18 protein-coding genes are annotated in these 21836 nt (G+C 68.0%); 1 reads left to right on the top strand and 17 read right to left on the bottom strand.

From position 1 onward, the window contains the following. Positions 1–4 precede the first annotated feature (4 nt). From ACK8OX_RS16845 to ACK8OX_RS16820, 6 genes are read right to left on the bottom strand one after another with little or no spacing between them, the layout of a single operon-like run. Positions 5–1273 carry a hypothetical protein gene (locus tag ACK8OX_RS16845; RefSeq protein ID WP_430665383.1) on the bottom strand — a complete coding sequence of 423 codons (1269 nt, stop codon included), beginning with the start codon at positions 1271–1273 and terminating at the stop codon, positions 5–7. Further along, positions 1273–3498, bottom strand: a complete 2226-nt coding sequence (locus tag ACK8OX_RS16840; RefSeq protein ID WP_430665382.1) for a hypothetical protein — start codon at positions 3496–3498, stop codon at positions 1273–1275. Before ACK8OX_RS16840 ends, ACK8OX_RS16845 begins: the two co-directional genes overlap by 1 nt. Next, on the bottom strand, positions 3495–4052 hold the full coding sequence (locus ACK8OX_RS16835) for a hypothetical protein (RefSeq protein WP_430665381.1): 558 nt from the start codon (positions 4050–4052) through the stop codon (positions 3495–3497). Before ACK8OX_RS16835 ends, ACK8OX_RS16840 begins: the two co-directional genes overlap by 4 nt. Then, complete coding sequence (locus tag ACK8OX_RS16830; RefSeq protein ID WP_430665380.1) at positions 4052–4915, bottom strand: hypothetical protein; 864 nt, start codon at positions 4913–4915, stop codon at positions 4052–4054. The genes ACK8OX_RS16835 and ACK8OX_RS16830 overlap by 1 nt, the downstream gene beginning before the upstream one ends. Beyond that, a complete protein-coding gene (locus ACK8OX_RS16825; protein WP_430665379.1) occupies positions 4912–6429 on the bottom strand; it encodes a hypothetical protein in 1518 nt (505 codons plus the stop codon). The genes ACK8OX_RS16830 and ACK8OX_RS16825 overlap by 4 nt, the downstream gene beginning before the upstream one ends. Next, positions 6429–13742: a hypothetical protein gene (locus ACK8OX_RS16820; RefSeq protein ID WP_430665378.1), complete on the bottom strand. Its 7314-nt coding sequence runs from the start codon at positions 13740–13742 to the stop codon at positions 6429–6431. Before ACK8OX_RS16820 ends, ACK8OX_RS16825 begins: the two co-directional genes overlap by 1 nt. Positions 13743–13814: 72 nt before the next feature. On the opposite strand from ACK8OX_RS16820, the gene ACK8OX_RS16815 reads away from it, so the two are divergent. Further along, positions 13815–14213 carry a hypothetical protein gene (locus tag ACK8OX_RS16815; protein WP_430665377.1) on the top strand — a complete coding sequence of 133 codons (399 nt, stop codon included), beginning with the start codon at positions 13815–13817 and terminating at the stop codon, positions 14211–14213. Here ACK8OX_RS16815 and ACK8OX_RS16810 read toward each other — a convergent pair. The 11 genes from ACK8OX_RS16810 to ACK8OX_RS16760 all read right to left on the bottom strand — a co-directional run bounded on the left by ACK8OX_RS16810 (position 14210) and on the right by ACK8OX_RS16760 (position 21727). Beyond that, complete coding sequence (locus ACK8OX_RS16810; protein WP_430665376.1) at positions 14210–14566, bottom strand: phage tail assembly chaperone; 357 nt, start codon at positions 14564–14566, stop codon at positions 14210–14212. The genes ACK8OX_RS16815 and ACK8OX_RS16810 overlap by 4 nt on opposite strands. A gap of 8 nt (positions 14567–14574) precedes the next feature. Then, positions 14575–14988, bottom strand: coding sequence for a hypothetical protein (locus tag ACK8OX_RS16805; RefSeq protein ID WP_430665375.1), 414 nt, complete (start codon positions 14986–14988; stop codon positions 14575–14577). 98 nt (positions 14989–15086) lie between these two features. Then, complete coding sequence (locus tag ACK8OX_RS16800) at positions 15087–16283, bottom strand: phage tail tube protein (RefSeq protein ID WP_430665374.1); 1197 nt, start codon at positions 16281–16283, stop codon at positions 15087–15089. A gap of 3 nt (positions 16284–16286) precedes the next feature. Continuing rightward, positions 16287–16532, bottom strand: coding sequence for a hypothetical protein (locus ACK8OX_RS16795; protein ID WP_430665373.1), 246 nt, complete (start codon positions 16530–16532; stop codon positions 16287–16289). Then, positions 16529–16927 carry a phage tail terminator-like protein gene (locus ACK8OX_RS16790; protein WP_430665372.1) on the bottom strand — a complete coding sequence of 133 codons (399 nt, stop codon included), beginning with the start codon at positions 16925–16927 and terminating at the stop codon, positions 16529–16531. The genes ACK8OX_RS16795 and ACK8OX_RS16790 overlap by 4 nt, the downstream gene beginning before the upstream one ends. After that, positions 16924–17499 carry a hypothetical protein gene (locus ACK8OX_RS16785; protein WP_430665371.1) on the bottom strand — a complete coding sequence of 192 codons (576 nt, stop codon included), beginning with the start codon at positions 17497–17499 and terminating at the stop codon, positions 16924–16926. Before ACK8OX_RS16785 ends, ACK8OX_RS16790 begins: the two co-directional genes overlap by 4 nt. A 1-nt stretch (position 17500) precedes the next feature. Continuing rightward, on the bottom strand, positions 17501–18085 hold the full coding sequence (locus ACK8OX_RS16780; protein WP_430665370.1) for a hypothetical protein: 585 nt from the start codon (positions 18083–18085) through the stop codon (positions 17501–17503). Further along, a complete protein-coding gene (locus tag ACK8OX_RS16775; RefSeq protein WP_430665369.1) occupies positions 18085–18612 on the bottom strand; it encodes a hypothetical protein in 528 nt (175 codons plus the stop codon). Before ACK8OX_RS16775 ends, ACK8OX_RS16780 begins: the two co-directional genes overlap by 1 nt. Continuing rightward, positions 18609–18815, bottom strand: a complete 207-nt coding sequence (locus ACK8OX_RS16770; RefSeq protein ID WP_430665368.1) for a hypothetical protein — start codon at positions 18813–18815, stop codon at positions 18609–18611. Before ACK8OX_RS16770 ends, ACK8OX_RS16775 begins: the two co-directional genes overlap by 4 nt. Positions 18816–18873: 58 nt before the next feature. After that, complete coding sequence (locus ACK8OX_RS16765; RefSeq protein WP_430665367.1) at positions 18874–20370, bottom strand: hypothetical protein; 1497 nt, start codon at positions 20368–20370, stop codon at positions 18874–18876. Positions 20371–20581: 211 nt separating this feature from the next. Then, the gene (locus tag ACK8OX_RS16760; protein WP_430665366.1) at positions 20582–21727 is read right to left on the bottom strand and encodes a hypothetical protein; all 1146 of its coding nucleotides are present in this window, start codon (positions 21725–21727) and stop codon (positions 20582–20584) included. Between the last annotated feature and the right edge of the window lie 109 nt (positions 21728–21836).

The raw sequence follows: 21836 nt of genomic DNA, 5'->3' as shown, positions 1-21836 counted from the left end.
ATCCCTATGCCGTCAGGAGCTGGGCCTGGGCGTTCGCAATGCGGCGCGTATAGAGCGCCACCCGACGAACGCGACCATTCCAATGCGAGGACCCGGCCCTGTTCGAGCCGATATGCAGGCGGTCGATGGATGGCACGGATCCGGCAGACGCGGTCAGTGCCGCGGCGCCGTTCACCGACATTGCGAAATCTGCCGCCCGAAAGGGAACCGCGATGGCGTGCGAACCGGCGGCCAGGGCGGAGGCGGTGGTCAGGGTCGCCTGATCGATGCCGCCATCGGTGATGACGCCGCGACCAAGCGAGGTTGCGGCCGTTGCCCCAATCTGAATCAGTTCGTTCGCCGTTCCGTCGCTCAGTTCCGCAAGGACGCGGGCGGCAGAGATCGCCGACGCGAGGTGTCCACTCGCGAGGAGCATGCCGTCGGTAAGGCTCGAAGAAACAATGCCCCAATCCGCAAGGGTCGTGCTGAGAGTCTCCGCGCTGCGGCTTGAGTTGGCCCCGATCGTGCCGGGGACGGGGAGCACCTGCGAGGTCGCGAACGCCTTCTGCTCCATCTGGGCGGGGCCGATCCACAGATCGAAGACGGGCGACGACCCGGAGGTGACGAAGATGCGGAAGAGACTCCGCACGAGAGTTGCGCCGGCGTCTGTCGCCACCGTCGCAGACACCCGGACGGGGGTCTGGTCGGCAACCAGAAGGGAGGTGAAATCCGTCGTGCCGATCGCCGCACTGCCTCCGACGACGGAGGGGCGAATAGAGGCCGTGGCGCCCACAGGAAGAGACCCGCTGTCGAGGGCGAAATAGCCGCTCATCGTCCAGCTCTGCCCGGCCGAAGCGGCGGTGTCAGGGGAGACGAGGAAGAAGTTGAGGGTGGTGTTGGCGCTTGCCGTTCCGGCGAATCGCAGCACCATGCCGTTCATGCCGCGCTTCACCTTGTCGGCGATACGCGTGATGGTGATCCCGTTCATCGCGCCGGAATAGAAGGTGTTCGTCGGCATATTGCCACTCGTCAGCGCCGTCCCGCCGGTTCCCTCCCACCTCGGATTCCAGACAGTGTTGGTCGTCGCCTCCTCCATCAGGAGGCCGAGGCAGTCGAGGGTGGCGAGATCGTTGTCGATGCGCGGCACGCCGGCCGGCACTGTCACCATGTTTCCGTGCCGATCGAACCTCGTTGCGAAGCCGGTTCCGGCGGGGCGCGAGTAGGCGATGCGGGGGTCGAGAAAGTCTGGGGAGTTGCAGAAATCCGCAAGGATGGCGGGGCGCAGGATGGTCATCAGATCACCTCATAGGATGCGATGCCGCTGCGCACGATCCAGCGCGCGGTTCCGGTGGTGACGGAGAGCGTGGACCCGCCGTCGATCGTGTCGGATCCGGCGGCCGCCACGGTGATGGACGTCCCCCGCGCCTTGACCGCAAGACACCATCCAGGCGGCACATCGACTGCCGCCGGGAGGGTGTAGACCGGCGCACCGGACGTTGCGACGATCAGCCGCCGATGATCCCCCGGCACGGCCTGGTAGGCGGAGTTCTGCTGGCCAACGAATATCCCGGACAGGCCCATGGCGTCGGCGAAGGCGGCGCTGCCGAGATCGGTAGCCCTTGGAACATCGAGTGGGTCCGTGCCAGCGCCAGTGACGCCGTCGCGCAGCGCCGCGAGGGAGGGGCTGTTGCCTGCGTGCCAGACCTGGTTGAGGCCGACCGTCGGCGTCACCTCGAAGGTGGCCTGCCCGTCGCTGCGCCGAATCGACAGGGCTGCGGCCACGAAGGCGCCGCCGTCGGAGTGGCGCGCAACGGACCAGTTCGATCCGGCCCCTCCCCCGGTCTCCGTCGCGGCGTCCATGTAGACCTGCCAGCGATTGACGCCACCGCGCACGAAGTCGAGACGCGCGATCTGGCCCGAGGGCGGAGAGAGGGAGATATTCGCAACTGAAGCGGATGGCTGGATGAGCACCGCGCCGGTGAAGGTCGGCCCGCTGAGGGCCGCCCATCTGGCATCACCATCCGCGCGCGTCGGAACGCTCGTGGTTGCCCCAACGCCGATGGCGCGCTTCGTGAAGGCGTCGGTGCCGGTCTGCTCGACAAGGCCGGCCGTCGCGTTGAGGCCGGCAAGCGCGGTGAGGGTCGCGTCGAGTGGCTGCGATCCGAACGGAACCGTATTGGTGATGTCGGCGCTCACATAGGTGTATGCGGAAAGGTCCGTCACCAGTTCGACGGTCCAGCCCTCGCAATAGGCATCCGTGACACCGCTGAACGAGAAGACCGCAAGGGAGAGGGCGATCGAGGGGTAGCTCCATGCGGAGGCGACGCCGCCAAGGATGAGACAGTTGCGACCGTCAGGAGTGACGCCGAAGCGCGCCTGCACGTCGGTCGTCCCCGCGACGGACTTGCGCAGTCCACTCCATCCCGAGGTGAGAGTCTGCTTGTATCCATAGACCGACATGCTGAAGATCTGAGCGGGCGAGTGCTGCGAGCCCTCGACGCGAAGGAGATGCATGATGCCGGCGGCGCCAGTCGGCGCCCTGAATACGATTGCGCCGGTGGTTGAGGCCGTGCTCGACTGATAGAGCGCGGCGAGCGAGGAGGCGCGGCCGGAGGTCGCGGTCGAGCCCGTGCTGGTCGGGGAGTAGATCGACCTCCCCGAGGCCCCACCCAGGCGCAAGGTCACATCGCTGTAGGTGCCCGACAGGCGCGCGTCTGCAAGGATTCCGGAGGTGATGTCGGTCGCCGCGTGAGCATGGGCAAGGGCCGCCCATCTCGTGTCGCCATCCCCGCGGGTGGGGATGCTCGTGGCGGCGCCAACGCCGATGGCGCGCTTCGTGAAGGCGTCGGTGCCGGTCTGCTCGACAAGGCCGGCCGTCGCGTTGAGGCCGGCAAGCGCGGTGAGGGTCGCATCGAGCGGCTGCGCATCCGTGATGCCGTAGCCGGAGATCGTGGTTGGCGTGCCGGAGGCGATCTTCGACCAGCTTAGTGGCGGGATGTCGCCCGCCGCCAGGGCGCGGAATGAGGGGGCCGCGGCGTCGCCGGACTCGGGTCCGGCCAGCACAGTGCCGGCGCCCTGCGCGGCGAGGCCGATGGTGAGCGTCCCGGAGGTCGTGACAGGCCCACCAGACGAGGTGAGGATGCCGGGGACGGCGAGCGACACGCTCGTCACGGTGCCGACCTGGGCGCCTGGCGCAATCCCATCGAGCTTCGACTTGTCCGCCGCACTCATGAAGCCGGCGGAGAGGGTTGTCGCCGCCGGATGGGCCGCACCGCCGGTGCCGACATGGGTGAGTGGCGCATAGGCGGAGGCAATCGCCGCCAGCCTCGGGATCTCATCCCACTCCGCTGCGCCGGCGGAGGGGTCGCGACAGACCCACCAGCGAGGACCTCCCGGTGCGCCCTCCCACATCCACCAGTAGCCCCGCCGGGCGCCGATCGCCTCGACATCGTCCGCGGCGGCGGGCGCCCCGGAGCCGATGAAGACGACCGGGAGGCCGAGCTGGCTGATGCTGGTCACAGGACCTCGAACTCGGTTGCGCTGACCCTCGCGATCATCGCGCTTGACCCTGTGGCGAGCGTGAGGTTGGAGGCCGAGCCGCTGATCGTCTCGGAGCCCGCCCTCGCGACGGTGAGGTTGCCGCCCGTGCGGTTCTTGATCCTCACCCACCAGAGCGACGGGAGGTCGGCGCCGGCAGGGAGCGTGTGCGTCAGTGTGCCGGAGGTGGAGAGGATCGTCCTTCCGAAGTCAGCGCGAGAGATCTGGGTGCTGGTGTTCAGGATTGAGACGGGCGCCCCTCTCAGGGCGTCGGCATCAACGAATGCCGCAGAGCCGAGGTCGGCATTGCGGGGGAGATCGAGCCTATCGGCCCCAACACCCTGAGCGCCCCCGGCGATGGCGATCGCCGAGGCAAGGGACGCCGAGGCGGCGGAGGCCGCGGCCTCGGCGGCGGCGGCGCGGCCGATCGAAAACTCGATGGCGGAGAGGTAGTCCTCCCACGAGTCAACGTAGTTGAACCCATCGAAGTCGGCGGCCGTGAAGGTCCACGTCCCGATCGAAACCGGATACGGCATCAGATCAGCTCCTCGATGGCGGCGCCGAATGAATAGAGATCGAGCATGACCTCGCGGATCGGCTGGATGTCGGTGAGGGCGCCATAGATCATGGTGCGAGCCCGCTTCTCTGCGGTCTCGTCGGGATCCTTGACGAAAAACACGTCGCTTCCCTTGCCGGCCTTCTGCCACTCGAAGATCTGGCCCATTGCCTCGTCCTTCGAGAGGAAGCCGAACTCCATCTCCGCAACCCGGTATGAGGGAAGGGCGCGAACGATGCGGCGTCCGCCGAGTGTTCTCACGACCTCGCTCGGATCGACATATCGAACATTGAACCCGTAGGAGATGTTCGTGGCCGGAGACATCGCATCACCCGCCACGAAGCGGCCAATATCGATGTATCCGTCAGGATTGTCGGGGTCTTCAATGTATATGAATACATATCGAGCACGAACGGAAGCGGGCGCGAGATGCAGCGCAATGGGGTAGGTCGGATAGCTCGCCTGGTCGATGCCGTTCCATGGAAAGACGCCCCATGGCTGGGTGCCGAAGCCAACGCTGGCCTCCCAGACATCGACCAGTCCGCTGTCGTAGATGCGGCTCTCCGGGGTGTCGGCCGCATCGTTGGTGCAGACCACTCTCCATCGTCCGGATACGCTGATGGAGTGGTTGATGAGGACGAACATCGACCAAGAGCGGCGCGGGGATGAGCCGCCATCAGCGACGAACATCGTGCTGGCGGCGGATGCATCGGTCGAGCGTGCGACCCGGCTGACGTCCTGCGTCTGGATGTTCGAGAGCGGCGCCGAGGCGCGCCAGGACCCGCCCGATAGGGACGATCCGTCGCTCGCCTTGTTGATCAGGATGTGGACGTTTCGGCTCATCCCCACACCTCGATGTCGTGCGTTTCCGTGACCGAATCGCGGTCCGCCATGACGACGATGAAGTTGCTGCCGTCGGAAAGCCCGTGGCGAGACGATTGAAGGCGAACCTCGACCCCGGCCGTCAGGCCAGGCGTGAAGGGGACCGTGCCAGCGAAGGCGCGCCGACGCGGACCAAACAACGCAATTCTGCGATCGGCCTCCGCGATGGCGTCCGCCTCTGCGTCAAGCGCGCTCTCCATCTTCTCCTCGCGAGCAAGCAGGGAGGCTGCCGCCGTGGCGGCATCCGTCCGCGTGACCTCGCGCCACTGGCGGGTAAAGTCGGTCTTTGCCGCCCCCGTGATCGTGCCGACGACCTCCGAGTCCGACAGAGGACGCCAGTGGCGCCGGAACTTGATGTTCTGGCTCTTCAGCCGACGCGCCACCGGCAGCGGGCGGAGGGAGAGGAAGTCGGCATCGGTGAAGGAGAACGCCGCGGTGCCCGTTGGTGCATCGAGGCGCCCAAAGACGATCTTGCGGCTGTCGTTGAAGCCGTAATAGGCGCCTATGCTCTGCGCGAGGAAGTCAATGACGCCCCTCACGTTCTCGCCCCCCGATCCGTCGAACCAGTAGCCGACAACCTGCGGGCAGAGCGCGTTCATCGAGGCGATCGCGCCAGCCGCAAAATCGCCAGCCGAGATGTCGGTGTCGGTGTCGATGACCCACTGCGCAATGTCGGCAAAGCGCAGCAGGGCGTATCCGGAGGGAGCCGCACCCTCGGCGTCCATCGTCAGCACGCCCGGCGCCGTGCCGATGCGGATGAGTCCCTCGGCGCGACAGGTTGCGTAGGTTCCCGCATCGACCGTCGCCGCAAGAAGCGCCGCGTAGTTCGGGTGATCGGCGCCGGCGGTGAGGGCGTAGCCGCCGTCACGGACGGCGAGGACGCTCCCGACGGGGCCGTTGTTGTATTGAAAAATGAACTTCTTGAAGTGAATGGGGACCGGCTGGAAATTCCGGCAGACGCCAACGAGCCGCGGCTTGCGTCGGTCCTTGTAGGAGGGCGGCCCCTCCTGACCGCCATCCTCTGCTGATCCGGTCCCGAGATACTTGGCGATCTGGTAGGGCTTGTCGAGCAAGACCTGGAGGTCGCGCAGTTCGATCTCGATGGTATCCCCAAGGACGAGGCGTTCTGCGGTTCCGGAAAAGACGACCGAGAAATCGGGAAGGACCGGGTTCGGCGTCGGCGTCCAGGAGACCTCTATGAGGCGGCCATCCCAATCGTAATTCGCGAGATGGTCCAGCCCCCCATCGTTGTTCGCAAGTCTGATGCTGCCGAAGGAGGCGTCGCTCCGACCGCCGATATAGCTCCCGGAGTAGAGCGCGGTTCGAACCTGAAATGGGGCGTTGAGGCGCTTCTCGTAATAGGTGTCCGGCACCGCATCGGTCGGCCTCGTCATGAGCCCGATGTCAGAGAAATAGAGCGACGTCTCTCCTGGAATGAGCGGATCGTATGGGGTCGCTCGAACGATCCACGGCATCAGGCGACGATCCTCTCGCCAACCGGAACCTGCGGGCGAAGGGAGGTCTTCGTCGTCACCATCGTCTCCGTCGCCTGCGCGGTTCTCTCCGCGGCATCCGCCGTCCGTCGCCCGTCGCGACCGGACGCCGCCCGAAGGGCTGAAACCTCCTGGCGCAAGGAACGGATTTCCTCAAGGAGAGGAAGGATGTCAACCGCCTCTTGCCGCGGAGGTTTCGGCATGATCGCCTTGATGCCGAGGCGGCCATCGCTGCCGCGCTCAAGAGGGAAGATGCCCTCCTCGCCCGCCTCGCCCATCTGGCCACGGGTGCCATCCGGGAAGATGAGATCGGTGGGGCCAACGACAACGCCGCCGGTGGCAAACCTCACATTCCCCCAACCGGGCGCGTTGTGGGTCCAGTCACGCGTGCGGACCACGAGGCCGGCGTCGCCGGAGACGGCGGCCTCGACGATCTGCTGGATGCCATCGTTGATGCGGTCAAGGCGCCAGGCCACGACGTTCTGCGTCACGTCGTAGAGGGACGTGGTGTTCGACGCGATCGTCGTCATGAGGCCGGAGAGCTTGTCGTCGATCGAGCGGCTGATCTGGACCGTCTCGGTCGTCTCGATGTTCTGGGTGACGTCCCGCACCACCGTGCCGCCCGTGACGACGGGAGCCCCGGTCGGCGCCGCGGCCTGCTGGGAGATCGTTCTCGTCACTCCGCCCGGCAGGAAGATCCGGGCGCGGTCCTCAAGCGACAGGTCGGTGCCGATCCTCTGCTCAATGCTGCGGATGACGGACGCGGCCTGAAGGAGGCCAGCGCGCTGTTCGGCCGTAAGGTCGGCGCCGAGCTGCTGGGAGACGATCCGGTTGACCGTGGCGGACTTGATGAGGTCCGCCTTCTCGGCGTCCGTCAGGTCGCGACCCATCTGCTGCTCGATGCTGCGGATGACGAGGTCCGACTGGACGAGACGATCGCGCTCGGCCTGGGTAAGGTCGCCAGCCAACTCCTGGCGAATCATCCTGTCGATGACGTCGGACTCAAGCAGGGCGGCCCGCTCGGCAGCGGTGAGGTCTCGACCGAGCGCCTGGGAGATGCTGCGCTCGACAACAGCGCCCTGGATCAGCTCGTTCTGCTCGGCGGCGGTGAGCTTGCGGCCAAGCCTCTCCTCGACCGTTCGAAGCACGGTCTGGGTCTGGATGAGTTGATTGCGATCCTCGACCGGAAGTGCGTTCAGGACCTCGCTGACCACCCGCACGACGGAGAGATCGACCTTCACATCGACCACGCCGCCGAGCTTCTGGAGTTCCTCCAGGATGAGCTGGTCGTAGCTCTTGGTGGACTGGAGGTTCTCCAGGCTCGACGCCACGAACTCCTTCAGGGCCTGGAACTCCAGGCCGCTGGCGAACATGTTGCGGCCGGCACCAAGAAGGGTGTCGGCGGACTGAGTGATGCGCCCAAGCGCGTCACGGTCGCCGCCGCGCGCAAGGGTCAAGTCCCTCCCGAACTGCTCCTGCGCCGCCGTGAACTGCTCCGAGTAGGTCCCCGCATAGCGAGGGTTCGTCCGGATCTGGTCGATATACTGACGGATGTTGCCGCCGACGGCCTTCATCTCGTCGGAGAGGACCTTGGCGCGCTCCGCGGCAAGGACGCGCTCAAGCTGCACAAGGTCGGTCATGCCGTCCTTGGCGGCCTCGACGCGCTCCTTCGCGGCGCGGCGATCAAAGGCCGCCATGCGCTCTTCCAGCGTCGATCCGTCATTCTGGGTGGCGTAGAGGCGGTCATCGAGACCCTCGGAGATCTGCCGCCTGCGCTCGTTGTAAGCCTTCTCGATCGCCGCCCTCTCGTCGATATGTGCCTGGTTCAGGAGGTTGATTGCCTCCGCCACCTCGGCGCTCGTCATCCCGAGCGCCTGAAGCGATTTCTGCGTGGTCTGGATCTCCTGCCAGGCCTTCGCATCGAAGGACCAGAGGGACTGGCCGAGGTCATCCCCGGACCAGTCCGTAAGGTTGGCGCTCGCCGCCCCCCTTCGGATGCGGAGACCGCTGAGGGTCTCGCGCTGGGTGTAGCGAAGGTCCTCCTCCTGCCTCGACATCGCCGAGGCCTCCTTCGCAAGCGTCGCCTCAAGCCTGGCGCGGATGCCGTCCGCCCACTCGCCGGTGACCCCGTTCTGGCGCAGGAAGTCGTCGATGTCGGCCCGCTGGCGGGATGCGCTGATCTCCATCGCGCTGCGCCGTTCGCGAAGGATTTCGGACTGGTTGCCGCCCGCCGCGGCAGCCCTAGCCAGAAGGGCGGCGTCGTTGTCCTGGACCGACCTGAAGCGGTTCTCGTAGGCCTTGTCGAGGGCCTCCTGCTTCGCGACGAAGATCGTCTCGGTCTGAAGGCCGTAATCTCCGGCCTCGCGGATGACCTTGTCGAAGGACTTCGCGAGCGCCTCGATGGAGGCGGCGAAGGTCGCGGCGCCATCTGCGGAGCGGGCCATCGGCTCGTAGATGCCGGTGATCCACTGCGAGATCTCGTTGATCTCCTCGAAGCTCGTCCGTCCGGCGATCGCCTTGGCGACATTCGCGTTGTCGCTCGTGAAGCTCGCGCCCATACCCTCCAGGGCAGCCTGGAGACTCTTCGGCTTGTCGCTCTCGCCGCCACCAAGGGCGACCGCATAGTCGAGATCCTTCACCCAATCATTGAAGCGAAGATCGGAGTTACGGAGGAACTTGTTGAACTGCCGAATCTGGGGCGCGTATCCGTCGCCGAGGTTTTCATTGAAGTTCTTGCCGACCTGCCGATCAAGCGAGAGGCGGCCATCGGCGCCAACCTGGTAGAGGGCATCGCCGCCCTTGAAGCCTTGATCGTCGCCGAACGCGCTCCCGAGAAGGGAGGAGCCCATGGCAACGAACGGCGCCAGAGGGGCTGCGGGCGTTGCGAGCATCGCCAGCGCCGCGACATTGCCGACGCCCTGGATCGTCCCTCCCGTGCCGCCCCTCTGGAAGCCGCTATAGGCGCCATAGGCATACCCAAGGCCAGATACCGCGTCGCCCACCGTGAAGCTGTTGTTGTTGATGAAGGCGGTCGGGTCGGTGACCGAGTCTGCACCGAAGACGGGCGGCGGCTCGGAGCTGAAGAGCCCCGTGATCGATCGCCGATCGAAGAGCGGCGTCTGGAGGAACCCGTTGACCGAAGCGATGCCGCTGTCGATCGGGCCTATTCCGGTGGTCAGATTGCTCCCGTTCGACGAGACGAGCCCGCGCAGGCGGACGAGCGACATCGTGTCGATGCCGCCCGCGCTGGGGGCTGACGCGCCGGGGGTCGCGGCCGCGCCGGGGATCGCGGGGGTGCCGGCGGCCGCTCGTGGCGCCGCGCCTGCGCCCGTCGAGATCGACGGGATCGAGAGGCCGCCGCCGACAAAGTTGGTGAGGGCGCGCTCGATCGGCCGCTCCAGGAACACCCGGCCAGCAATGGCGGCAAGGCTGCCGCCGACATACTTCACCACGTCCCCGAAGCTTCGCCCCTCCAGCGCAGCCGCCCGGAAGCCGTCCGCGATGACGCGCGACGCGGAGGCGCCCGCCTCGCGATACTCCCGCATCTGCTGGATCTGGTCGGAGAGGTCGAGCCCCCGCATGCCCGCCTGTCGCGTCTGCTCGGCCTCGGAGGCGAGGGCGTCGGCGCGAGCGCGCCCCTCATCGGTCGTTGCGATCTCCCTCGCCCGATCGGCCTCCTGGATGGACCGCCCGTATTCCCGCTCGATGCGGCGCGCGGAGAGCGTCCGGCTGACGGTCCTGTCGCTCGCCAGGGCGCCAAGCCCGATCTCGGCCTCCATGTCGGAGATGCTGTCGCTCTGCGCCTGCCGCCCGGCCCTGAGGCCGTTGATGCGCGACTGGATGATGATCTGCCCCTGGGCAAGCGAGGCGTCCCTGATGACGGGGCGCGCCTCCGGCGGCGCATTGCGCAGCATCTCGGCAAGCGTCGCATTGAGGGCGGCGAGCTGCTGCTCAAGGCCGGTGGCGTTGACGGGAAGGGCGCCGATCGCATCCGCCTGGGCGAGGGACGCCCTCTGCCCGGCGAGATTCTGGAATGCCGAGATCTGCGCCTGCCCAAGAAGCTGGGTCCGCGCCGCGGCGTTGGCGGCGCCGGCCGTGATGCCGTAGCCGGACTGCGACATCGCAAGCTGGGCCTCGAAGAGGGATCCGCCGCGGCGCATGATGCCGATGGCGTTCTGGATGGCGCTGCTCTGCGCGCCCATCTGCCCGTAGACATCGACGAGCGAGAGGTTGAGCCCCGTCTCTGCCTGCCGAACGGCGGCGCCCGACATCTCGGGCGTGAATTCGACGCTGCCGTTCGCGCTCCGGAAACCGCGGCCGGTGCGCCACGCATCGACGGCGCGCCCCCTCTCCTCCCCCTCCGGCATGCGCGACACCGCATCTGGAAGGGTGCCGAGCGCGCCCTGGGCGATGGCGCGCTCGCGCGGGCCGAGGCGGGCGAGGCTCTCGTTGAGATCGGAGCGGAAAGAGGAGGCCTGCGCGTTGAGGGCGCCCCGCATGGACTCGGCGGTCCTCTGCGCGGCCACATCCGCGCTTGCGAGCGCGGCCCGGAGGCGCTCAACCTCGGCGACCGCGTCCTCGTTCCCGCTTTTCATGGCGATCGCATATTCGCGTGCGGTCTCGGTGTTGGCGCGAAGCTGTGCCTGGACCTCCTGGAGGGCGTTGAGGTCGCCAGACCTTGCAGCTCCGATGGCCTCGCCTGCGGTCGAGGCCGCCGCCTGGGCGCCAGCGACCCTCTGGGTGAGCCCAAGAAGGGCTCCGGGAAGCATCTCCCCTGCGACGACGCTGGTGTTGGAGAGGCGCCTCTCATCGCGCCAGCGACGATCGACCTCGGCGCGAAGCTGCGCGTCGATCTGTGCAGTAGCGAGAGTGTCCGGCGTGACCTCGGTGAGGCCGCGGATGGTAAATCGCTCGTTATCGAGGCGTATGCCGCTCGCTGCGGTCTCAATCTCCGCCGCCTCGATGGCGGAGGCGCGGCGGGCGCGAATGGGCCGCAGGGCCTCGGCGACAAACCCCATCTGCTGTTCGGGGCTCATGCCGCGGCGACGCGCCTCGTTGAGGGCTTCGACCTCGACGCGCATCTCCTCGGTCGCGGCCCGGCCGGACCGCATCGCCTCGCGAATGCGCTCCTCGCCGCGAACGACCTCGTCCGACCTGTCGCGATACTGCGAGAGGACGTCGTCGTTCTCGGCGCGCAGCCGATCCCTGATGTCGTTGTAGGCGGCGGTGCCCTGGCGAGGCGCGTTCATCGGCGAACCGAGCGCCGCCTCCCCATAGTTGCGCAGCGCGGCCTCAAGCGGGCGCGCCTCCACGGGGAGGCTGTAGATCGTCGAGTTGAAGGCCGCCCGGTCGCGCGCGAACCCGGTGGGGTTGGTCGACCTGCGCTCAATGTCGAGAGCGGCCTGCTGGACCGTCACCCGCGCCTCGGCGACGGTCATGCGCAGGGATTCGGCGAGCTGCTTCAGAAGCTCGTCGGCCGCCTCGCCGCCAACCGCCCCGCCAAGCTCGTCGGCCGGTCGGGAGAGGATCGCGGCGGAGAGGCTTCGGCGGGCCGCCGCCGCCTCAAGGGCGGTGGCGGGGACGGAGATGCCGGCGCCGCGCGCGATGTCGCGCAGGAGGGCGGCCTGCTCGATTCGCTCGGATTCGCTCATCTCCGGCCTGGGCGCGGAGAGGAGGTAGTCCTCAAGCTCCGGCCGGCGCGGGGCTGGCCGGCGCATTGCCGTCCTGCCCAGGAGGCGCGTCATGGCCGACTCGTCCCCGGTAACGAACTCATCACTCGGATTGAGCCGGAAGGCCTCCATCTCGCGCTCCCAGCGGATGAGGTCCTCGCTGTATTTCCGGCGCCGCTCCTCAGGCGTGTAGATTTGGGGGAGCGCTGCCGCCGGGGCGCCGGGGCGAACCGGGGCGCCGGAGAGCGGCATGATCGAGAGGGGCTCCATCACCATCGCGGGCGGGGCAAGGGATTCCGCCGCGCGGCGCTGGAATTCAGCGTTCTGGCTCTCGTAGGTGCGGAGCCGCTGCTGGAATTCCTCGTTGCGGCGACGATTTTCTGCCGCGGCCTCGTCGGTCGTGCGCGGGCGTTCATAGGCCCCAAACCACGACCTGAGCGAGTCCACGCCGGCCACAGCGTCAACGGCGATGTCGTTGACGCCTCGGGTGAACCACGAGAAAGAGGCGATTCGACCAAGGCGGCCATAGTCGCCGCCGGAGGCGTCGTAGGTCGCCTGGTTCGAGAGCCTGCGCGCCCGGCGCTGGGCCTCGATGAGGTCAAGCTCGCCGCCGACCTCGGCATTGCTCCCGCTCAGTCGGTCAGCCAGCCTCAGGACGCGCTGATTGAGGTCGCTCCCCTCGCGAGAGAAGATGCGGTCGATGATGTCTGGGGCTCGGGCCGAGCGGGACGCCCGCAGCGCCTCCGCGGCCTGCTCCCGGATCTGGTTTGCCTGGGTGCGGAGCCTGATGCTCTCCAGCTCGTCGGCCTCCCGGCGGAGCCGGTTCGATCGCTCTGCCTGATCCTCCGACCGACGCACCGTCGAGAAGCCCGAGATTCGGTTCAGGACCTCGGGGTCGTTCGTCCCGAAAACCGCCATCGCGTCCCGCGTGCGCTGCTGGGAGGGCCGGGCGCGCATGATCGCATCAGAGAAGGAGATCGCGGTCTGGGCCGCGTCCTGCTGCGGCACGACGCCGTAGCGGGCGAGCGTCTCGCGGATCTGGAGCCCGTCGCGCGAGACGGCCTGCATCGCTGCGGACAGCTTCTCGATCGCGCGCGCGGTCTCTCGCGCGTCGATACCGATGCGCTCCGTCACATACTGGAAGCGAAGCATCTGCTGTGGCGCGGTGCCGGTAAGCTGGTAGAACCGCTGCGCCTCGCCGTAGAGGGACGCGAATCCCTGGCGCGCCTTGTCGGTCCAGCCCGCGAGGTCGACGCCCCCGAAGCTCGCCTCGATGTTCTTGATCTGTTCGGCGGTCTGGCGAAGGCTCGACGTGATGCGGTTGTCGACCGCATCCGCGGCCGACTGCACGGCGCGGTCGAAGGCGGTCATGCTCGCCGACAGTTCGGGGATGCGCTGCTGAAGCGCCTGCGCCGCGCCGCCCGACCGCTGCATGCTGTCGATGAGCGCGTTCTGCCGGCTGATCGTCTGCTCAAGCTGCTGGACATACTGCCGGTGGCGCTCGGCGAGGCTCGCCGCCCCGGCGGTGGCCGCGGCGGCCGAGGTCGTCATCCGATCGAGGGCTGTCGCGGCCGCGGCCGCCGGAGAGCTGTCGATCGAGAAGCCGAGCTGGGCGATGTCCTGCATGGGCATTCCCTCTTGCGCCGCCCCGGTCAAGGGGGCACATCATTAGGTCTTCGGAACACATAGGAGGCGCATATGGGGCGGCTTGCCCTTGCCGTATTTCTGGCCTTTGCCGGGTCGCTGGTCTTCTACGGCGAGGCGATGGGCGTTCTCACCGCGCCACTGAACGGCCCGCCAATCGATCGCTCGGTCGGGCGGGTGATGACGCTCGCCGGCCTTGGGGTTGCCGGCATCGGCGTCTGGCTCGCGCACAGCGCGCAGCAGGGCCGGGCGAGGACACCTGCGATCTTTGCGTCCTATGCCTGGATCCTATCCACGCTGCTCGATCTGCTCATGCCGGGGCGAGACGTCGGCATTGTTAATCTCGTCCTATACACCGCAGCCATCGGCGGGACCGCCTGGTTCGCCCTCCGCGCGGCGTGGATTGGCTCCCCAAGCGCGAGGGAGTGGCTCAGGCGCCGGCTCGACGCCTAAGCCCCATCAGGTCGTTCGTCCGGCTTGTTCGACGCCTTGATCCAGGCGGCGTCAAGTCGGCGAATGGCGGTCAACTCCCATCCGTCGAGCCGCTGTCCGGTGAGGGAGCACCAGGCCTGGATTTCGAGGCTGGAGAGCGGCATCGGACCGCTCATCCCGTAGGATCTCCCGGCGGAGAGCTGGGCGAAGATGTCATAGAGCCGCTCCGTGCCGTGCGGCAGGCCCGGAGCCGCATCCAGCTCCCTCGGCCGCTTTCCGGTGATCTCGGCGACCCTCTCCAGAGCATCGCGCTGGCTCTCCCCCGTCGGGAGGCGCTGATCAAGTGAGACCTCGTGGCGCAGATGCGCCACCATCGCCTCGATCAGCGCTGCGTAAAACGGGCGTCCTCGCGCATGAAGACGAGGCCCTGCTCGCGCAGATGAAGGAAGCGGGGGTCGGTCCAGAACTTCCGCGCATTCTCGGGCGTGCAGGCAAAGGACTGGCCGTCCATCGTGTCGAAGGACCAGGCCTTCGTCGCAGCGACGAGCGTCGTGGTGATCTCGTCGTCGGCCTCTTCGAGGGAGACGCGGCGACCGCGACGGCTCATCTCAAGGCGGCGGTTCTGAATCTCGCGATCGGCAGCCTGAACCGCGCGCGAGAGGCGGCCGCGAAGCGTGATCGTCACGGGGCGGCCGTCGGGGTGCTTCACCACGGCGCCGTCCATGCGGAGCAGCTCCATCTCGCGCCCCTCCTCGGAGGGGGTGCTGCTGTCGAGGGCGGCGATGTCGAAGCTCATACCACGTCCTTCCATTGCTGTTGCTGTTACAGGGCGGCGCCCCGGCGCCACACATAAATGTGCCACCGGGGCGCCATTGTCCACCGCGTCGAGGCGCCTTACGGCACGAGGCTGTCCTGCACGACGATCGTGGTCAGCTCCTCATTGGCCGCCGAGGAGGTGTTCTCCAGGGCAACGAACTGGAACTGCTCGAAGATCGCCGTGTCGCTGTCGTTCTTGTCGGCCGACATGAACTTCACGCGCGGGAGATGGATCGAGATGAAGTCCGCGTTCGCCGCCGGCGAATTCGTCAGCAGGACGTTGATGCCGAGCGAGGTCTCGTTGAGGAAGAGATCCCGGAGGGAGACGCCGTCGCAATAGGCGCTGATCGAGCCGCTCACCGACAGGACGCCCTGGAAGATGTCGGGCAGGAAGAGGCTGCCGGCCACGGGCGTCGCCTGGCTGTTGACCTGCATGTTGATCTGCATGCCGGTGACGATCACCTGGTCCGCGCCGTTCACGCGGATGAGCGAGGTGGCGCCGACAACCGCATCGGACACCACGGGCGCGGTGGGCGAGGAGTAGACCGCAGAGGCACCGGTGGTGAGGGCGCGCCCCATGATGCTCGCCGAGAGCGGCACGGGACCCGTCGCGGGGATGTTCAGCGACATCTGCGTCGTGCGGCAGCCGGTGAACAGCTCGCTCATGTTGACGTCGGAGAACCAGTGCTCGATCGAGAAGGAAGGGTTCGTCCGGCCGGTGGCGGGCGTGAAGGTTCGCTTGCCGACGCGCGTGCAGGTGACGCTGTCGCCGGCAACCTTGGCGGCCACGGTGCCCGCCACGGTCATCACGGTCGCGGTTAGGGCGATGATCCGGTAGTTGACGTTGTTGTTCGCCGCGCCGGTGGTGGCCCAGCCGGTCCAGCGCACGACATCGCCGACACGGAATCCGTCGGTGACGAAGGAGCCGGCGGCGCGGGTGAAGGTCCCAGGCGGACCGGCGGCGGCGGCGACGTTCACGAGGGCGCCGGAATTGACCGAGGCGCTGAAGTCGCGACGCAGGAGGCTCTCGATGAGCGGCCAGGACGAGCCGGGCGCGAGATTGCCGGTGATCTGGCCGTTCACCCGGCCGACGCCGTGTCGGACGTCGCGGATCTGGCCGGAGGTGAGGATCTCGTCGTTCTGGATGCTGTCCTTGCTGAAGTTCAGCACCGACTGGACGCGACGCATCTCGAAGCCCGGACCGGAGCCCTGGGTTCCGTAGGTCGTCTCTCGGGCGACTACGACGCGCTTGTTTACGCCGCGCGGGATCGGCATGGATTAACCCTCCTTCGTGTTGCTGACGGAGTCCGCGGCGGCGCCGCGCACATTTTTGTGTGTCTCTCGGACAGCGGTCGGCGCCTCCTGGGAGGGCGGCTCGGGCTGTTCGATATGCCCCGACGCGATGAGGTGGGAGACCTCGTCGAGCCGCGTCTCGTCCGGCCACTCCTCAAAGGAGTGCGACTCTCCGACGCGGTAGATCCGTCCGTGCCGGAAAAAATCGATGCGGATGCGGTGCATCGTCATCCAACCTCCATCATGAACCACTCGACGACCACCGGAATCCGGACGAAGTCCGTGTCCGCATAGGCGGGGCGGATGTCGGCATTGGTGATCTGGAGACCTGTCAGAGAGGGAAAGGGCGTCCCTCTCCGGTAGTGGCCGGCGATCTCCCAGGCCGCGTCGCGCGCCGGCCTCAGGCCGGCCGATGCCGGCATCACGACCGAGGCCTGCCAGGCGCCGCTCCACTCGCGGATCGCGTTAGCGCCGGCGCCGAGGGTGCGTCTGCTGTGGGCGACAAGACCGACGGCGAGATAGGGGGTGTCGGGAGACGGGCTGTAGGGGCGTCCATCCCAGGCGATGTCGCCCGTCCAGACGCCGGAGATTCGCGAGGCGAACGCATCCTCGATGGCGGAGATCATCGGGAGATCCGATCAATCGCCTTCTGAGCGATGGACGGCATCTCGGAAACAGTCTGTCGAACCATGCCGCGCCCCTCCCGATTGACCGAGACGCCGCGGCTGTCCTTGCCGCTGAAGCCGTATTCGATCATCCGCGCGTAGACGACGGGGTTGAGGATGAAGATCGTGTCGCCGACCCTTGCCTCGGCGAGCGGATTGCCCTCCCGCAGGACGGACTTGCCGATCTCGCCGCCGGCCACCCCGCCGGCCACCGATCCGACGACCCCTCCGACGACGGCCCCAACAGGACCTCCGACGGCGGTGCCAACGACCACGCCAGCCCTGCCGGCCGCAACGCTTCCCGCGACGCTGCCCGTGACCTCGGCCGCCGTGGTGCCGGCGCTCTCGCGATCGACGGGCGCAACCTCACCGTCGAAGGAGGCCTGCCAGTTGGCACGGAGATAGCCGGTGCGGACGGGGGTCAATTCGCGCACGCGAGAGAGGGCGTCGGAGGCGATCATCCGCAGGGCGGCATCCCCTCGCCCCTTCACCTTGGCAACGAACTCAGCGACGGATGTTGCAAAGTCAGCCATGTCAGCGCGCCCTCAACGTCCACGAGACAACCGTCTCGGCCTGCATCTCGGGAAAGGCGTCGAAGACGGCGAAGCGGCCGCCAAGGCCGATGATGATGTCCCCTGGCTCGGGATCCCTCGGGAGCCCAATCGCCGGGAGCGAGATCGTGAGCGACTGCTCCGTCTCAGGCCTCCCCGGAAGCCCCCTGGACGGGCGCTGGAGAACCATCGCGCGCGTGACGATGTCGGCCGCCCAAACGGGCGTGACGGGGGCGCCCGTCTGGGCGGGGGCAATGACGGGCGGGGAGATGGGGACGGTCGCCGCGCCAGCGGATGCGGTCGAGGATGCGGTCACGGTGTAGGTGGTGCCCGCGACCGCCAGACGGTCGCCCGCGACAAATCGTCCAACAAGACCTGTTGCGCGGAGGGAGATCGATGCGTCGCCAGGGTTTGCGGCCGCGCCGAGGACAAGCGGCCCCATCACCATCGGCGGCGATGGCTGCGGATCGGCCCCGGCGATGCGGGATATGAACCGAATGGTGAGGGACGATCCGCGGCGCGCGGCGACCGACCTGACGCGTGCGCGCGCCCAGGCTCCCGGCGCCATCAGACGGAGAACCTCTTGATGTGCGGCCTCAGCAGGGACTGAGCGGCGCGCGGAATGGAGCCGGCACCCTCGGGGGAGAAGGAGGCGGAGTATCCGGCCGTGCTCTCGCCGGTCGTGTTCGGGTCAAGGGTGGCGGCGTTGATCATGGCCTGCGCTGTCATGACGGTGGCGAGCGCGACATCTTCGGGCAGCGAGCCGGCGGTATAGGAGACCTCGACATTGCCGCGTCCGCGCGGGAAGAACCCACCCCGCCAGCGAAGGACCGGTCCGTCCGCATAGACATTCGCGAGATCGACCGGCGCGCCACCGACCCGCAGGGCGGAGATCGAGGCGACGGGCTGGTGGCGAAGCGGAATGCCGTCGGAATCTGTGCCGTCATGGACCTCGGTTCGAGCGGCCGCCTCGAACACCCTGTTGCAATGCGCCTCCACCGCGCGGCCGGCCGCGGCAAGGATGACGGGAAGCCAGGCCGAGTAGCCCTCCGGCACCTCGATGAGGGCCTGGTGCTGCTGGGTGAGGCTGATCACCCCTCTGCGTCCTCGGCCTGGGCCTTCGGGGGCCGGCCGCGACGGCGTGCTTCGGGCTGCGGCTCCCCTGCCTCGTCCTCCGCCAGGAGGCCGTGATGGGCGAGGCTTGCAAGCGCCTCGGAGGGAACCTCAACGAGGCCCTCGATGGAGGGGTATTCGACGCCGCCGAAGGAAATCGATCCGGCGGATCGGATGCGGGGCATGAGCGCCTCCATTGGGTGAAGAGGGGGCCTCTCGGCCCCCTCCAGGTCACGACCCCTGTCAGGCCGCGGCAATGTTGGTCAGAATCCCCATGCTCGGGGGGAAGTAGTGCTGGAGCACGCCGTCCATGTAGACGCCATACTCGTAGCGGCGGGTCCGCATCGGCCACTCGATCTGGTAGTAGTCGCGGCGCAGCAGCATCCGCATCACGTCCGTCACGCCCGACAGGGTGTAGGGCAGTTCGTTCGTGGTGAAGAGCACGGTGCCGGCCGGCAGATTCGGGTGCATCGCGATCGGGATGGTCTTCGCCGAACCCATCGTGAAGGGGTTCGTGTAGCCCTGCACCGAGGTGCCGCCGAGCAGCGACTGCTGCGCCGCCGAGAAGGCGAAGCGCTGCACGGCCGAGGTGTTGCCGGTCAGCACCTTCCTGCGGATCCAGTTCTGCTCCTGCGAGCTGACCCAGATGTTCGTGGGGCTGAGACGGTGGTTGTCCCAGAACCACTGGAGGGCCTCGTCGAACTCCTGGATGCCGCCGGCCGCGTCCGCGGTGAGGCCGGTGCCCGTGCCGGCGGTGCCGGTCGGCATCGCGCGGAAGTAGGACCCGTTGATCGCGTTCGCGGCCATCGTCAGCAGGCCATCGAACTCCAGCGAGGAGGTCGAGTAGTCCGCGCCGGTGTTGGACGCCGCGAGGGTCTGGCCGGAGCCGGGCACGGCGGTGATGAGCACCGAATTGATCGTGGTGATCGCCGCGATCCGCTGGGTGCCGCCGGTGCCGACATACCAGGCGTAGCCGGCGGCGCCGCGCACCGCGGAGACGCTCGCGGAGACCGTGTGGGCGTTGCCCGAGCCGCCAACGGTGACGCTCGCCACCGAGGACTGCTGCGCGGTGCCGCCGTTGACGGTGGACGAGCTGCCGTCGCCGCGGCTGAAGGTGATCTGGCCCTCCACGCCGTTGGCGACGCTCGCGCGACCGAAGCCGAAGGGCGTCAGCGCGACGCACACAACCTGCACGGCGGTGCTCGCGGTGATCGCGCCGCCGCTCGTCGCGGTGGTCAGCGTCGGGGTCGGCGTGGTGCCGAGCGCGAGGCTGCCGTTGCCGCCAACGATGACCCGCTCCTCCTCGATCATCAGGGAGCGCAGGAGGCCCTCGGTGGCGCGCGCCTTGACGTCATCGAAGCCCTGCGCGGCCATGTCGGCCTCGAAGGTCACGTTGTCGTCGAGGCCGAGACCGCGGAAGGCCGCGAGGTATTCGCGGACGGTCGTGTTGATCACGCCGCCGCGCGCGCCCTCGGCGAGGCCTGCGGGGATGCGGCCGTTGTTGATGGCCGTGATCGCGCGCCAGTTCGCCTGGATGCCCGTGCCGCCGACCGTGCGCGGCAGCGCGTTGCGGAAGGGCGTGAGGACCGGATAGAGGGTCTTGGCCGGCGCCTCCAGCGAGAAGGCGGTGAGGCCGGTGAGCTGGCTGGCGCTCTGCGTGAAGGCCTTGGCGAGCGCCGGATCGGCGTTCGACTTCTGTAGCGCGTCCTTGAGGAGCTGCAAGGTTTCCTGCGACGTCATGTCGTAGATCCCATAATTGTGTGACCGCTGCCCAGGCGGCTCCCTGCGGGCGGGTGCGGGGCGGATGCCCCGCGGCCTCGTGCCGGCGCTCACCCGGCGGTGACGAGCGTGGTGGTTCACGCCTCAATCACACATCAATGTGTCATCGAGGCGCGTCTCTTCTCCGCAAACCCGGATGGGCCGCGGGTTCTTCGGGCCAGACCCCTTGGGGTCAGCCGATCTGGATGCGGTTGCCCTGGGCGAGCTTGATCAGCTCGCGGGTCACGGCAGAGGGATCGCGCTCGGCGAGCTTCGCGAGGCTCTCGGCCTTTGCCGAGAGGTCGACGCCGCCATTGTCGTCGGCCTTGCTGACGGCCTGCGCGCCACCAAGGCGGGCGCGCGGAGCCGAGGGCTGGCTGCGGAGGCGACGAAGCTCCTCCTCGGCCGCAGCGCGATCGTCCTGCGCCTTCTTCAGTTCGGCGGCGGCAGCCTCCTTCGCGAGGCGGGCGCGATCAGCTTCCGCCCTCGCCGCCAGAATCTCGGCCTCGGCCGCGGTGTGGATCTCCGCCTCGGCCACGAGGGCGTGCGCCTTCGCGAGGGATTCGGCCATCACCGACTTCTCGACACCATCAACCGCCTCGTCCGCCTCCTCGTAGTCCGCCTCCTCTTCGGCGCCGGCACCATCGGCGTTCCGCACCGCATCAATCGTCACCATCAGGGCGGCGCAGAGGCGCTGCATCGTGTCGAGCGGGTCGAGCGGCTCCTCGTCATCGATCTCGGGCTCCTCGCCGCCCTCCATTTCCTCGTCGGCCTCATCGGCCTCGCCGTCATCCTCGCCCCTGCCCTTCCGGACCGGGGGCGCCGCCTTGGCAAGGCCGATGCCGGCGCGCACGCGGTCGAAGTCATCCTCGATCTGGGCGATGTCGTCGCCGCCCAGATCGGGCAGTTCAGCGCCGCCGTCAGCAGCCGCCGCAACCTCCAGGAGGCGAACGCCGAGGCCATACCAGCCATCGACAAGCTCGTGCAGGCCGGCCGATGCCGCCGCCTTGCGCATGTCCGCCTCGTCGTCGCTCTTCGAGAGCGACCCCGCGTCCCCAGCCAGGCGGTCGAGAAGGCCCTCGACCCCCTGGAGGATGCCGGCGAGTTCGGCGATGCCGCCCGTGTCGTCATCGAGGCCGGCCGCCTCAACAACGGCAGCGCCCATCTTCGCGAGAACCGCACCGCCATCGATGGGGCGATCCTCCTCGATGAGGGCGGCCGCCTCGCCGAATTCCCGGAAGCTCTTCTCCAGGAGATCCGCACGCCCCTCCTCGGGGCCGGAGATGATCTCGTCCACCGACTTGCGCAGGTCGCCAAGCAGATCGTTCAGCTTCGTCATATCTTCCCCTCGCGGGTTGCGGCGACCACGCTTGGGCGCCTTCCGTGTCCGAAGTGCCGCACGTCCCCGCGGCACGATGGGGCCGGTGATCCCGAAGGGGGTCATCCCG

The sequence above is a fragment of the Falsiroseomonas sp. CW058 genome (genome assembly GCF_050563535.1).
In the GTDB taxonomy this organism is placed as follows: Bacteria; Pseudomonadota; Alphaproteobacteria; order Acetobacterales; family Acetobacteraceae; genus Falsiroseomonas.
Note: the sequence above shows the minus strand (reverse complement) of the source record. Positions and strands in the feature narration are given on the sequence as shown.